General features: G+C 75.3%; 11 protein-coding genes. 3 read left to right on the top strand and 8 right to left on the bottom strand.

The features are described 5' to 3' along the window. Positions 1-13: 13 nt before the first annotated feature. From IEY94_RS03620 to IEY94_RS03610, 3 genes are read right to left on the bottom strand one after another with little or no spacing between them, the layout of a single operon-like run. Positions 14-1,084, bottom strand: coding sequence for an ABC transporter ATP-binding protein (locus IEY94_RS03620; RefSeq protein WP_373291187.1), 1,071 nt, complete (start codon positions 1,082-1,084; stop codon positions 14-16). Next, on the bottom strand, positions 1,081-2,397 hold the full coding sequence (locus tag IEY94_RS03615; RefSeq protein WP_189168540.1) for an ABC transporter substrate-binding protein: 1,317 nt from the start codon (positions 2,395-2,397) through the stop codon (positions 1,081-1,083). The genes IEY94_RS03620 and IEY94_RS03615 overlap by 4 nt, the downstream gene beginning before the upstream one ends. Next, the gene (locus tag IEY94_RS03610; RefSeq protein ID WP_189168539.1) at positions 2,394-3,266 is read right to left on the bottom strand and encodes a carbohydrate ABC transporter permease; all 873 of its coding nucleotides are present in this window, start codon (positions 3,264-3,266) and stop codon (positions 2,394-2,396) included. Before IEY94_RS03610 ends, IEY94_RS03615 begins: the two co-directional genes overlap by 4 nt. A gap of 188 nt (positions 3,267-3,454) precedes the next feature. Here IEY94_RS03610 and IEY94_RS03605 point away from each other — a divergent pair, with 188 nt between their 5' ends. Next, positions 3,455-5,722 (top strand): WD40/YVTN/BNR-like repeat-containing protein, encoded by a 2,268-nt coding sequence (locus IEY94_RS03605; protein ID WP_189168538.1) that lies wholly within the window; start codon positions 3,455-3,457, stop codon positions 5,720-5,722. 33 nt (positions 5,723-5,755) lie between these two features. On the opposite strand, the gene IEY94_RS03600 is transcribed toward IEY94_RS03605, so the two are convergent. Continuing rightward, on the bottom strand, positions 5,756-7,399 hold the full coding sequence (locus IEY94_RS03600) for a catalase (protein WP_189168537.1): 1,644 nt from the start codon (positions 7,397-7,399) through the stop codon (positions 5,756-5,758). 111 nt (positions 7,400-7,510) lie between these two features. On the opposite strand from IEY94_RS03600, the gene IEY94_RS03595 reads away from it, so the two are divergent. Further along, positions 7,511-7,810 (top strand): hypothetical protein, encoded by a 300-nt coding sequence (locus IEY94_RS03595; RefSeq protein WP_189168536.1) that lies wholly within the window; start codon positions 7,511-7,513, stop codon positions 7,808-7,810. Positions 7,811-8,063: 253 nt separating this feature from the next. Beyond that, positions 8,064-8,558 (top strand): hypothetical protein, encoded by a 495-nt coding sequence (locus IEY94_RS03590; RefSeq protein ID WP_189168535.1) that lies wholly within the window; start codon positions 8,064-8,066, stop codon positions 8,556-8,558. Between the two features lie 59 nt (positions 8,559-8,617). Here the strand turns inward: IEY94_RS03590 and IEY94_RS03585 are convergent, their stop codons facing one another. From IEY94_RS03585 to IEY94_RS03570, 4 genes are all read right to left on the bottom strand, one after another. Then, the gene (locus IEY94_RS03585; RefSeq protein ID WP_189168534.1) at positions 8,618-10,561 is read right to left on the bottom strand and encodes a S8 family serine peptidase; all 1,944 of its coding nucleotides are present in this window, start codon (positions 10,559-10,561) and stop codon (positions 8,618-8,620) included. A 132-nt stretch (positions 10,562-10,693) separates the two neighbouring features. Continuing rightward, positions 10,694-11,209 (bottom strand): GAF domain-containing protein, encoded by a 516-nt coding sequence (locus tag IEY94_RS03580; protein ID WP_189168533.1) that lies wholly within the window; start codon positions 11,207-11,209, stop codon positions 10,694-10,696. Position 11,210: 1 nt separating this feature from the next. After that, positions 11,211-11,510, bottom strand: a complete 300-nt coding sequence (locus IEY94_RS03575; RefSeq protein WP_189168532.1) for a hypothetical protein — start codon at positions 11,508-11,510, stop codon at positions 11,211-11,213. Positions 11,511-11,545: 35 nt separating this feature from the next. Then, on the bottom strand, positions 11,546-13,180 hold the full coding sequence (locus IEY94_RS03570; protein WP_189168531.1) for a methyl-accepting chemotaxis protein: 1,635 nt from the start codon (positions 13,178-13,180) through the stop codon (positions 11,546-11,548). Positions 13,181-13,355 lie beyond the last annotated feature (175 nt).

Below are 13,355 nucleotides of genomic sequence, written 5' to 3'. Positions count from 1 at the left end.
TGCCGCCGCTCGCTCACCCGGCCCCGCCGGCCGGGACGCGGTCGCCCGCGGCGTCGAAGAAGTGCAGGTCCGCGCGGGCGGCGGTGACCCGGACCGCGGTGCCGGCCGCCGGCCGGTCGCGGGCCGGCAGCCGGACGACCAGCCGCCGCTGCCCCGCCGCGACGTGCGCGTACGCGTCGGCGCCGGCCGGCTCGACCCGCCCGACGCTGCCGGCCAGGTCCAGCCCGGCTCCCGCGTCGCCGCCGGTGCGGTCGGCCGGCGCCAGGCGCAGGTCCTCCGGGCGGACGGCCAGGTCGACGGCGCCGGGGGGCGGGTCCGGCGCGAGCCCGGCCGGCAGGAAGGTGATCCACGGCGAGCCGACGAACCGGGCCACGAACCGCGTCGCGGGCGCCCGCCACAGCTCCTCCGGCGTCGCGACCTGCTCGATCCGCCCCTCCCGCAGCACCGCGATCCGGTCGCCGATGGCCATCGCCTCCGCCTGGTCGTGGGTGACGTGCAGGGTGGTCGCGCCGATCCGGTCGTGCAGCGCGCGCAGCTCGGCCCTGGTGCCGGCGCGCAGCTCGGCGTCCAGTTGGGACAGCGGCTCGTCCAGCAGCAGCACCGCCGGCTCGCGGACCAGCGCCCGGGCCAGCGCCACCCGCTGCCGCTCGCCGCCGGATAGGTGGCCGGGCCGCCGGTCGAGCAGGTGCGCGCAGCCCGCGGTGGCCGCCGCCGTGGCGGCGCGGGCCCGGGCGGCCCGCCGGTCGACGCCGCGGACGGCGAGGCCGAAGGCGATGTTGCGGGCGACGTCCAGGTGCGGGAACAGGGCGTAGGACTGGAACACCATCGCCACGTCCCGGCGGTGCGGGGGGACCGCGGCGAGGTCGCGGCCGGCGTGGGTGAGCGTGCCGGCGGCGAGCCGGTCCAGGCCGGCGACGGCGCGCAGCAGGGTCGACTTGCCGGCCGCGGACGGGCCGAGCACGACCAGCAGCTCGCCGCGGCGCACAGACAGGTCGACGCCGCGCAGCGCCTCGATCGGGCCGTGGCGCACCCGCACCCCGGCCAACCGCAGCCCGGCGCCGGGCGGGTGGCCGGGCGCGGTCACGGTCGGACCGCGCGGGCGAACAGCGGCCGGGTCTGCTTGTCCAGGTCGGCGAGGACCCGGTCCAGCGGGTCGCCGCGGTACACGGCGTTCTCCAGCAGGTCGCCGCCGATGTCCTCGATCTGCGGCCAGGTGGAGATCGTCGGGGTCCGCCGCAGGTGCGCGATGGCCTCGAGGAACACCCGGGCGCTCGCCGGCGGGCGGGCCGGGTCGAGGAAGGCGGGCGAGTCGGCCACGGCCATGTTCGACGGCACGGTCCGGCCGGTGCGGGCCATGATCTCGGCGCCGGTCCGGCCGAGGGCGAACTCCAGGAACCGCCAGGCGTCGTCGGGGTTGCGGCCGCCGCGGGTCAGGCAGTACGCGTCCGAGTGCAGGATGTTGACCGGGGTGGTCTGCCGGGGCAGGGCGGCGACGTCCCAGTCCAGCCCGCCGGCGGCGCGCAGGGTGGTGGTGGAGCGGCGCGAGGAGAGCAGCATGGCCAGCTTGCCGTTGACGAAGCGGGACTCGTCGTCCATGCTCTCGACCTCCTCCTCGGTCGGGAGCACGCCGAACCGCTGGCGCAGGTTCACCAGGTCCTGGAGGGCGGCCCGGGCCGCGGGGGTGCCGAGGGTGAACCGGGTCGGGGCGGCGTCGTCGTCGGTGAGCGTGCCGCCGCGGGACCAGACCAGCGGCGCCAGCCGGATCAGGCTGGCCTCGGTCCCGAGCCCGTACGTGCCGATCGGGGCGGGCGCGCGGTCGGCCTCGACGGCGTTGGCGACGTTGCCGTGGATGTCGCGGGTGAGGGCGATGGCGGCGGCGACGAGGTCGTTCCAGTGCCAGCCGGGCTTCGGCGGGGCCACGCCGTACTTCGCGAACAGCGCCTTGTTGTAGTAGACGACCAGGCTGGACACGTTCTGCGGCAGGCAGAGCTGCCGGCCGCGCCAGCGGAACGCCTCCAGCGCCTGCGGGTACAGGTCGGCGGCCGACAGGGCGGTGGAGCGGGCGAGCCGCTCGTCCACCGGGGCCAGCGCGTCGCGGGCGGCGAACTGGCCGTAGTACCGGTAGTTCATCAGGAACAGCTCCGGGGGCGCGCCCCCGGCGATGGCGGTGGACAGCCGGGCGATCAGGTCCTTGCGGTCGGCCGCCTCGACGAGCTGCACGGGGCGGTCGGGGGCGGCGGTGCGGTACGCGTCGATCAGCGTGCGGTACGCCTGCAACTCCTCGGGCGTGCCGAAGACCATCAGCCGGACCGGCTCGCGGTCGGCGGCGGGCCCGCCGGCACAGCCGGCGAGCGCGCCGGCCAGCAGCACGGCGGCGGCGAGGGCGCGGAGTCTCATCGCGGGGTCCTCTCGGGGGAGCCGTACCGGGTGCGCATGAGCCACTGGGCCAGGGCGAACGCGGCGACGGCCGGGGCGGTGGCCAGCACGGCGCCGGCCAGGAACACGGGGTGGTCGGTGGGGTCGAGGGTGGCGAGCGAGCGCAGCGCCAGCGGCAGGGTGGCCCGGTCGCGGTCGTACACGTACAGCAGCGGGTCCAGCACGTTGGACCAGGTGAGCACGAACGTGAAGGTCGCCAGCGCGATCGTCACCGGGCGGACGGCGGGCAGCGCGACCGACCACCAGGTGCGCACCGGCCCGAGGCCGGCGAGCCGGGCGGCGTCGTACAGGTCGGCGGGCACGCCGCGCAGCGCGACCCAGTAGACGAGCGGGTACAGCGGCGAGGTGGCGATCAGCGCCGGCAGCATCAGCGGGACGAGGGTGTCGGTGAGGTGCAGCGCCCGGTACAGGGCGAACCGGGGCACCAGCAGCGCGGTGCCGGGCACCATCAGGGCGACCAGCGAGAGCAGGACCAGCAGCCGGGCGCCGCGGCGCGGCAGCCGGGTCATGGCGAAGCCGGCGGCCGCGGCGACGAGCACGCTGACCGGTACGGCGACGGCGCAGACGAGCAGCGAGTTCAGCGCCGCCCGGCCGAGGCCGCCCAGCTCGACGGCGCGCCGGTACGACTCGGCCGAGAGGTGCTCGGGCCACAGCCCGCCGGCGGCCGGCGGCGGCAGGCCGGGCGGGCGCAGCGAGGCGGACAGCAGGAGCAGCAGCGGGGGCGCGAACGCCAGCAGGACGAGGGTGATCGCGTGCCGGCGGACGTCCGGGGCGGGCCGCCGGCGGGCGGCGCGGGCCGGGCGGCCGGGTGCGCGGGCGGAGCGGCCCATGACCCCCCTTCGGCGGCGTGCGTGGCCAGAGCGTGCCACACCGGCCCGACGGTGACCATCATCTATGCCAATTCGTCATCCGCACGCCGGCGACCCGCGCCGGCCCTTCCGCGAACACCCGCCGAACGGGCAGAATATCGACGTCGATCGCTCGATCCGCGGCGCCCGGCGCACCGGAGAGGACCACCGTGGAGCTGACCCTGCGAACGGCCGGAGCGGCCGTCGTCGCCACTGCCCTGCTCGCCCTGGCCGGCGGCGCCGCCGCCCGCCCCGCCGACCGGGTGGTCGGCTCGCCCGTGGTCGAGCCGGCCCACGAGCAGGGCCCCGTGGGCGGCGCCGACTGGAACGAGCGGCAGCGCCAGTACCCCCACGCGCACCTCGACCTGGACGCCCTCGGCCGGCGCGCCCACGACCGGGCCCGCGCCCTCGCCGCGCGCGCCGGCGCGGCCGCCTGGCAGAACCTCGGGCCGGACAAGCTCGGCGGCCGGGTCACCGACCTGGTGGTCGACCCGAGCCGCCCGGACACCGTGTACGCGGGCGCCGCCTCGGGCGGGGTGTGGCGCAGCACCGACGCCGGCCGGACCTTCGCGTACGCGTGGGACCGCACGATCACCCAGGCCGTCGGCGCGATGGCGGTCACCGCGGACGGCACGCTGTACGTCGGCACGGGCGAGGCCAACCCCGGCGGCGGCAGCACGACCGTGACCGGCAGCGGGGTGTACCGGTCGGCGGACGGCGGCGCCACCTGGACCTCGCTCGGCCTGGCCGGCAGCGCCCGGATCGGCGCCCTGGTCGTCGACCCGCGGGACAGCAGGCGGATCGTCGTGGCGGCCACCGGGGGCCTGTTCAGCCGCGGCGGCGAACGGGGCGTGTACGGCACCACCGACGGCGGCGCCACCTGGAAGCAGCTCCTGGCCGGGGCCACCCCCACCACCGGCGCGGTCGAGCTGGACATGAGCCCGACCGACCCGAACACCCTGTACGCGGCGATGTGGGACCACTACCGGACGCCCGAGAAGCGGGTGTACGGCGGCCCCGGCTCGGGCCTCTACCGGTCCACCGACGGCGGCGCGACCTGGGCCCGGCTCGGCGGCGGGCTGCCCGCGGCCAGCGAGAATCCCGGCCGGATGGGCGTGGTCGTGGCGCGCAGCGACGCCGACCGGCTGTACGCCATCGCGATGAACACCGAGGGCAGCCTGCTCGGGCTCTGGACCAGCACCGACAAGGGCAGCACCTGGCAGAAGCTGACCAACACGTCGGCGGTCGGCGGGGCCCAGTCGAACTACGGCTGGTGGTTCGGCAAGCTCTACGTCGACCCGGCCGACCCCCGGCACGTCTTCGTCACCGGGATCTCGATGGTCGAGTCGGTCGACGCCGGCGCGAGCTGGCGCAGCAACGGCTCGTCGTTCCACGCCGACCAGCACGTCGTGGCGTTCGACCCGCGGGTGGCGCGGCGGGTGTTCATCGGCAACGACGGTGGCGTGTACGCGTCCACCGAGAACGGCTCCATGCAGGGCCGCTGGACCAAGACCACCAGCCTGGCCAACATGCAGTTCTACTCGATCGCCGTGTCCCAGCAGGACCCGTCCCGGATCAGCGGCGGGCTGCAGGACAACGGGTCGGTCCGGTCCTGGGCCGGCTGGGCGCAGCACCTGGGCGGGGACGGCCTGAAGAACCTCATCGACCCGACCAACCACCAGAAGGTCTACGCCTGCTCGCAGGACGGCAGTTGCAGCCGGTCCACCGACGGCGGCAACACGATGCAGGCGCTCGGCTCGACCAGCTCGGCCCGGCGGGCCTGGCTGACCCCGATGGAGCTGGACCCGACGAACCCCGCGATCGTCTACTACGGCGGCAACGTGCTGAACCGGTCGACCAACTCGGGCGCCTCGTTCACCGCGATCAGCAAGGACCTGAGCAAGGGCGGCCAGGGCGGCGACAGCCGGTGGGGCACGATCTCGGCGATCGCGCCGGCCCGCAGCGACGGCCGGGTGATCTACGTCGGCACCAACGACGGCAACCTCTGGGTCACCCGGGACACCGGCGCCACCTGGACGGCCGTCAACGCCGGCCTGCCGAACCGGTGGATCACCGCCGTGGCCGTCGACCCGGCCAGCGCCGACACCGCGTACGTCACGGTCTCCGGGTACCGCAGCGGCGAGGCCGGCGCGCACGTCTTCCGGACCACCGACGGCGGCCGGACCTGGGCGAACATCTCCGGCAACCTGCCGGACACCCCCGTCAACGACGTCGTCCTCGACCCGGTGACCAAGGGCCTGCACATCGCCACCGACGTCGGCGTGTACTCCGCGGGCGCCGCGGGCGGGACCTGGGCGGAGTCCGGCAGCAGCCTGCCCCGGGTGCCCGTGGCGGACCTGGTGACCAACGTGGTCGGCGGGCGGACCGTGCTGACCGCCGGCACGTTCGGGCTGGGCGTCTGGCGCCTCACGCCCTGACGCCGGCACCGGCCGGGCCCGTCGGCGCGGCGGTCAGCGGGCGGTCTCGCGGCGCTCGTTCGGCACGCAGTGCGTCATGATCAGCCCGGTGGTGTCCCGCGGCGGGTTCTTGCCCAGGTTGGCCAGCCGGTCCCGGTCCTCCGGCGTCAACTCCTGCCCCGCGAGCGGCCGGAGCGCCGACACGTCGTACGCGCTGACCCCCAGGCCGTCCCCGACCCTGGTGCCGAGGTCGTTCTCGACCAGCAGGAAGTGCCAGACCATCCGCTCCCGGATCGGCCGGTCGCACTGCCCGAGCAGGTCCACCAGGTTGCGGACCAGGTCGTCGCGCTCCCACGGCTGCATCAGCAGGTACCGCTGGCCGGCCTGCTGGTAGTCGTTGGTGCGCGGGAGGCGCTCGCGGACCAGCCGCCCGGCGACCTCCGGGCCGCCGTGCGCGTACCCGTCCCGGTCGGCCTCGGCCAGCCCGCCGGTGATCGACGGCTCGTAGTTCACGTGCGGGTTCTCGCCGGTGCCGTCCACGTGGTACGTCATCTGCCCGTCGCGCTGGTTGGTCCGCACGGCGGCGTGTTTGCCCTGGTTGACCGGTAGTTGCAGGTAGTTGGGGCCGACCCGGTGGCGCTGGGTGTCCGAGTAGGAGAACGTCCGGCCGACCAGCATCTTGTCGTCGGAGAAGTCCAGCCCGTCGACCAGCACGCCGGTACCGAAGGCGATCTGCTCGCTCTCGGCGAAGAAGTTGTCCGGCATCCGGTTCAGCACCAGCCGGCCCACCGTCCGCGGCGGGAACTCCTGCTCCGGCCACGTCTTCGTGTCGTCCAGCGGGTCGAAGTCCAGCTCCGGGTGCGCGTCGTCGGTCATCACCTGCACCCGCAACTCCCACTCGGGGAAGTCGCCGCGCCCGATCGCGTCGTACAGGTCCCGGGTCGCGTGGCCGACGTCGCCGGCCTGCACGTTCGCCGCGTCCGCCCCGGTCATGCTCGCCACCCCGCGCTTCGGCAGCCAGTGGTACTTGACCAGCACCGTCGCGCCGTCGGCGTTCACCCACTTGTACGTGTTCACGCCGAAGCCCTGCATGTGCCGGTAGTCGGCCGGGATGCCGCGCGGGCCGAACAGGTTGACCAGCATATGCATCGACTCCGGCGTCTGCGACATGAAGTCGAAGATCCGGTTCGGCTCCTGCCGGAAGGTGACCGGGTCGGGCTTGAGCGCGTGGATCACGTCCGGGAACTTGATCGCGTCCCGGATGAAGAAGACGCCCAGGTTGTTGCCGACCAGGTCCCAGTTGCCGTCCTCGGTGTAGAACTTGACGGCGAAGCCGCGGGGGTCGCGGGCGGCCTCGGAGGAGTCCCGGCCGCCGATGACGGTGGAGAACCGGACGGCCACGTCGGTGCGCTGGCCGGCGCGGGCGAACAGCTTCGCCCGGGTGTACCGCTCGATCGGCTCCTCGCCCCACTTGCCGTACGCCTCGAAGAAGCCGTACGCGGTCACGCCGCGGGCGTGCACGACGCGCTCGGGGATGCGCTCGCGGTCGAAGTGGCTGATCTTCTCCAGGAACTGGTAGTTCTCCAGGGTCGCCGGGCCGCGGGCGCCGACGGTGCGGGAATTCTGGTTGTCGTGGATCGGATGGCCCTGGCGATTGGTGAGCGTGGCCCGCGGCTCGGCCCCCGTACTGCTGGACATGGTCTCCCCCTCGACGCACTCCTGCCCGATATCGGCCGCCTACCCGCGCGCCACTCGACCAAACGCGCCTAGCCGGCCCTGTGGCTCGCGCCGCCCGCGCCCGACGCGGTTGTGCGACAGGGCAGCGAGACAGCCGCATACTGGCTGCCCGACCACCCCGACCACCCCGACCCGCCGGGTGAACGCAGCCTGCGGCTGACGGTGGTCGACGTGCCGATAGACGGTCCGCCACCGCTGCCCATCGGGCCGGTCCACCGGCCCTCGTGCGCGTACCCGGCGCTGGCCAGCGCCGCCCATCCGGATCCGCTGCGGGCGCTGGTCGACACGTTCGGCCACGCGTGCGCGACGTTCCATGAGCGTCGCAGGGAGCTGATCGGCGAGGTACGGAAGCGGTACGCCCCGCCGGTGTGAGGTCGATGGCACGGCAACCCGCGCGGGACGGAACGACCAGGAATGCCCGATTCACCCCCGGCGTCCGGTGGGCATGTCGGCCGCCCGGTCCGGATGGGCGGTCCGGCCCGCGCCCGGACGGCGCCCCCGCGTGGGAGCACCGGAAACGGCCCGGGCGGTTAACGTGGCTGCACACCGCGCCCGCCCGTCCCCGGCGGGTCGCGGCGCCGCGGCCCCTCCCCCACCGGCCCGGCGCTCGGAGGAGGCAGCCGCCATGAGCAACGTCGTCGGGCACCACGCGACCCGCGTCCTCGCCGCGCTGATCGCGGCCCTGCCGGTGTGGGCGCTGCTGCCCGTCGAACCGCGCCCGACCGCCGCGCCGGCGCTCGCCGTCCTGCTGCCGGTCGCCGCCGGACTGGGCTGGGCGATCCTGCGGCACCAGCGGCGGCTGTGCGAGCGGTGCGTGCGGGCCATGCCGCTGGACGCGTCGGCCGTCGCCGCGCGGTACGGGCGGCGGTTCCGGGTGGCGCACCTGTTCGAGCGGCGGCTGGTCGCGGTCGGGTACCTCGCGGCGGTGCTGGTGTGCTCGCTGCTGTACGCGTCGCCGGTCGGGCGGGTCGCCTGGGCGGTGGCGGTGCTGTCGCTGGTGTACCTGCTGTTCGTCCAGCTCACCCACCAGCGGTTGCAGCCGTGGTGCCCGCACTGCCGGCACGGCGGCGTGGCCGAGGTGACTCCGACGGCGCCGACCCCGATCCTCACCAACGCCTGACCCGCGACCGCGCCGCCGCGGCAGCGCCGCCGGACCGGTACGTGACTGCGCGGGCCGGGTCAGCGGCGACGCCAGCGCCATTCGCTGCTGTGCCGGACATTGCCGGCCCGGTCCGTCGCGCGCACCCGGGCGCGCATCGTGCGGGGCTGGCGGGCGGCGTCGACCGCGAACCGGTACGGCGCGCGGGTGTCCGTGGCGACGACCCGGCCGTTGACGACCAGGTCGACCCGGCGGATGCCGCCGGCGTCCCGCGCGGTCGCGGTCACCGCCACCGTGCCCCGGACCAGGGCGTTCGCCCTCGGCGACGCCGCAACGCTCACGGTGGGGGCGGTGTTGTCGACCTCGATCAACGCGCTGTCGTGCTCGCCGCGCTGGCCGGTGGCGACGTCCGTGCCGGCCGACCTCAGCAACACGCGGCCGTTCGGGAGCGCGGTCGTGTCCAGCACGGCGGACGCCATCGTCTCCCCGTACACCGAGCGACTCGGTCCGACCGGCACCTCGAAGCGGAGATCCCACCCGCCGCCGGTCGCGGGGGTGTACACCGCGAGGGCCATGTCCCGCACATGCTCGGCGATCAGGTCGACGGTCATGGCGCCGCGGGCATGGGTGGGCAGGGTGTTTCCCAGCAGCAGCGCGGCCGCGCGCTCCACCCGGGCCGACGACACGGCGACCGCGACCCCACCGCCGGCGAGCCGGACCACCACGGTGAGCGGCATCGTGCCGGGCATCGTGGCGAAGTACCGGTAGCTGAAGTGTCGACCGGAGCCGGCGGCCGTCGCGAGCACGTCGCCGCCGGACAGGACGGTGAGCGACTCCGCGGACGCCGGTCCCTCCACCTCGACATACCCCGTGATCCAGCCGCGGCCCGACGGGGTGCCGGCGTGCAGCACGGTCTCCCGCTGCGGCAGCACCGACATGACGGCGCGGTCGGGCTCCAGCATCGCGGCGGCGCACCGCCACCACTTGCCGCCCACGATGCCCCGGGTCTCCCGCGTGCTTGCCGCCAGGGCGCGGCCGACCGCCGCCGGCGAGACGGTCGGTGCGGCGGCCCGTACCAGTGCGGCCGTGCCCGCGGCCGCCGCCGCGCTGACGTCGGCACCGCGCCACTCGCCGCCGGCGCCCGTCGGATCGACCACGTAGCCGCTGTCCAGCGCGACGATATCCACCCACGCGTCGCTGCCCGCCGAGCACTCGGCGCGGCCGTTGCTGTACTCGCCCACGCGGATCAGCCGGCCGACGCCGATCGCGCCGGGGCTCGCCGCCGGGTAGCTGGCGCCGTCGGCGGCGGCGTACCGGTATCCCGCCCCGGCGATCACCGGCACGCCGGCCGCGACCGCCGCGGCGACGGCGGCGTCCAGCGCGGCGCTGGGTTGCCGCCCGCCGAGCGGGATGCTGATGACGTCGGCGCCGTGCGCCACCGCCCACTCGATCCCCTCGATCACGTCGGCGTACCGGCCGCCGGTGACGGTGCGATCCAGCACGCGGACAGGCATGATCGTGCACTGCCAGCAGTAGCCGGCCGCGCCGCCGCCGTACCCGCCGACCACGCCGTCATTGCCGGCGGCGGCGATGATCCCGGCCATCGCGGTGCCGTGGCCGTCGGCGTCGGCCGGGTCGTTGTCGTCGTCGACCACGTCCCGCCCGGCGACCAGGCGCTCGGCGGGGAGGTCGGGCGTCGCGGACACGCCGGTGTCGAGAACAGCGACCGTCACGCTCGGGTCCCCGGTCGTCAACTGCCAGGCCCGGTCGACGCCGGTTCGCTCGTACCAGGCGTCCGGCCAGAAGGCGTCGTTGGCCGTGACCACCCCGGCGTCCTGCGCGGGTCGGGCCAGTGCGGCCGACCGGTTGGATCGCGGTCCGTACAGGTCCTCGGCGCCGGGCGACCGGGCCGGGAGGCTGAAGTCGGCCCCCGCCGGATCGGCCGCGGCGGGCGGGGCCGCGACCGCGGCGGCCGCCAGCGCGGTGAATGCGATCGTGACTACGGCGCGTGCGCGACGGGCCATGCTCCCGGACCTCCCCCGACGTCGGTGCCGGGTGCACATCGGCCGACGCCCGGGCAGGCCGAGCCTTTCCCGGCGCCGCCGGGGAGTTCGGCCGGTTGGCCGACAGGCCGCGCCCGATCGACCCGGGGCGCCTCAGGAGGCGGTGGCGCGCTGGTACCGGGTGATCCGCTCGACGATCTCGTCCGCCGCCTCCACCATGATCGCCAGGTCGTCGGCGGTGAAGCCGCGCGGCTGCCGGCTCAGCACGCAGTGGGTGCCGAGGACGTGGCCGTTCGGCAGCGTCACCGGTACCCCGGCGTACGCCCGGACCAGGCCCATCCGCACCGCCGGGTTGGCGGCGTGGTCGGCGTGGGCGGCGAGGTCCGCGACCACGTACGGGGCGTGCGCGGCGACCACCCGCGGGCACAGGGCCAGCTCGTTCGGGACGCCGCCGATGGCCGCCGGGAACTCGGTGTGGCCGCCGTTGGTCGCCAGCACGGCGGTCGCCGTGTCCAGCACCGCGTGGGCGGCGGCCAGCGGCACGTCGAGCCGCTCGCCGGTCCGCCGGCAGATCTCGCCGAGGGCGGCGGTCAGCTCCGGGTGGAACAGGTCGTACGCGGACATCGCCCGGATCCGGGCCGGGTCGGTGATCGGGGACGGGGCGGTCACGTCACGCCGCCGCGCGCAGGATGCCGCTGGCGGCCGCGAGGTGCGCGTACGTCGCCGCGCGGATCGCCAGCGCGCGGCCGCACAGGCCGGTGACCGGGTCGGCGGCCAGCATCGTCGCGACCAGGCGGTCGAACGACGCCGGGTCGGTCTCGTGGCCGGTCAGGCCCGCGTCGCGCAGCAGGTCGGCCCACAGTCCGGCGGCCGCCCCGCCGTACAGGCGGGTCAGGGCGGCGTGGGCCTCGGCCAGGTCGGGCCGGGGGAAGCCGTACGGGTCGGCCGCGTCGAAGGCGTGCTCGGTCATCGTTCTCCTCGGGGGCTGGGCGGGGTACCGCGGGGTCAGTAGTTGAACCGGTCGACCGTCGTGTTGAGGGTGGTCGCCAGCGTGGACAGGTCGTCGGCGGCCGCGCGGCTCGCCCGGGCGGCGTCCGAGGTGGCCGTCGTCACCTCGGCCACGGCCGCGAAGTTGGCGAGCACGTCCGAGCTGCCGCGGGCGGCCTCGCCGACCGACCGGGTCATCTCGTTCGTGGTCACGGACTGCTCGTCGACCGCCGAGGCGATCGTGGTGCTGAACTCGGTGATCTGCTGGATCACCTCGCCGATCCGGTGCACGGCCTCGCCGGCGCCGCGGCTGCTGTGCTGGATCGCCTCGATCCGGCGGGTGATGTCGCCGGTGGCCCGCGCGGTCTCCTGGGCCAGCTCCTTGACCTCGCCGGCGACGACCGCGAAGCCCTTGCCGGCGTCGCCGGCGCGGGCGGCCTCGATCGTGGCGTTGAGCGCGAGCAGGTTGGTCTGCTCGGCGATCGAGGTGATCAGCCGGACCACGTCGCCGACCTCGGTGCTGGCCTGGCTGAGGTCGTCGAGCTGGGTGTTGGTCGTCCGGGCCACGTCGAGCGAGTCGTGGGCGACCTTGGCGGCGCGGCTGGACGTACCGGCGATCTCGCGGATCGACGAGGTCATCTGCTCCGCGCCGGACGCCACCGACTGCACGCTGCTGTTGATCTGCTCGGCGGAGCTGGACGCGAGCGACGCCTTCTCGGACGCCTCGGTGGCGCCGCTGTTGAGGTCGCCGCTGACCCGGGACAGCTCGGCGGCCGCCGAGGACAGGGCCGTCGCCGTACCGGCGAGGTCGGTGACCGTGGTGCGGACGGCGGCGATCGCCACGTCCAGGTCGCGGCCCATCGCCCCGAACTCGTCCCGGGAGGCCAGGTCGACCGACCGGGTCAGGTCGCACCGGGCCAGGCCGGCGATGGCGTGCGAGACCCGGCGCAGCCCGGCCAGGATCGCCCGGGCCACGAACACGGCGAATGCCAGGGCCACGGCGATGCCGCCGACGAGCATGGCGAGGATCGCGGTCCGGGCCGACCGGTACGCCTCGGCGGCCGCCGCCTCGCTGGCCTTCGCGTGCGCGGTCTCCAGCTCGGTCAGCTCGCGGGCGACGTCGTTGGCCCGGTTGGCGGGCGGCAGCAGCGCGGTGTCCCGGATCCGCTCGACGGCGGCCAGGTCCTTGTTCCGGCTCGCCGGCAGGAACTGGGCGTCGCGCGCCCGCTGGTACTCGCCCCAGGCGGCGACCAGCGACTCGATCCGCTGCGGGTCGGCGGCGCCGGCGGCGTACGCCTTGACGTCCTCGACGAACGCGGCGTCGTCGTCGGCGACGGCCTGCTCATATTTGGCCATCGACTGCGCCGACTGGGACACGGCGTGGTTGAGGATGCTGCGCCGGGCCTCGTCCATGTCGAGCTTGATCCGGTCGATCTGCTGGACCGGGACCACGCCCTTGGTGTACAACTCGTCGGCCTTCTCGCTCAGCTCGCTCATCCGGGCGATCGCCAGCGCGCCGACCGCGACCGCCACGGCGGCCATCAGCAGGACCGCGGCGGTGATCTTGGTGACGATCCCCCGGTCATCGACGAACCGGCGCAGCCAGCCGCGGCCGCGCTCGGGGCCGGCCGGGGCCGGATCGATGCTGGTCATGCTGTACCTCCACGGCCGGGGCGCCCGCGTTCGACATCAGTCGTACCCGCGATATCGGCGCCGACCCCTGAATTGTGCGGATTTGCCGAGGGAGTGATCACGGAATGCGGATGGTGGGGACGCTGGTCCGCGAATCGGGGGCCGGATGGGTCATCGGCGGGTGGAATTCGGGTGC

Origin of the sequence: Pilimelia anulata (assembly GCF_014647895.1) — a bacterium.
In the GTDB taxonomy this organism is placed as follows: Bacteria; Actinomycetota; Actinomycetes; order Mycobacteriales; family Micromonosporaceae; genus Pilimelia; species Pilimelia anulata.
This window is presented reverse-complemented; position numbering and strand designations above follow the sequence as displayed.

Excerpts from the sequence above, each read along its gene's own strand:
- IEY94_RS03615 (WP_189168540.1), bottom strand. The coding sequence starts at position 2,397 with ATGAGACTCCGCGCCCTCGCCGCCGCCGTGCTGCTGGCCGGCGCGCTC.
- IEY94_RS03610 (WP_189168539.1), bottom strand. The coding sequence starts at position 3,266 with ATGGGCCGCTCCGCCCGCGCACCCGGCCGCCCGGCCCGCGCCGCCCGC.
- IEY94_RS03600 (WP_189168537.1), bottom strand. The coding sequence starts at position 7,399 with ATGTCCAGCAGTACGGGGGCCGAGCCGCGGGCCACGCTCACCAATCGC.
- IEY94_RS03590 (WP_189168535.1), top strand. The coding sequence starts at position 8,064 with ATGAGCAACGTCGTCGGGCACCACGCGACCCGCGTCCTCGCCGCGCTG.
- IEY94_RS03585 (WP_189168534.1), bottom strand. The coding sequence starts at position 10,561 with ATGGCCCGTCGCGCACGCGCCGTAGTCACGATCGCATTCACCGCGCTG.
- IEY94_RS03575 (WP_189168532.1), bottom strand. The coding sequence starts at position 11,510 with ATGACCGAGCACGCCTTCGACGCGGCCGACCCGTACGGCTTCCCCCGG.
- IEY94_RS03570 (WP_189168531.1), bottom strand. The coding sequence starts at position 13,180 with ATGACCAGCATCGATCCGGCCCCGGCCGGCCCCGAGCGCGGCCGCGGC.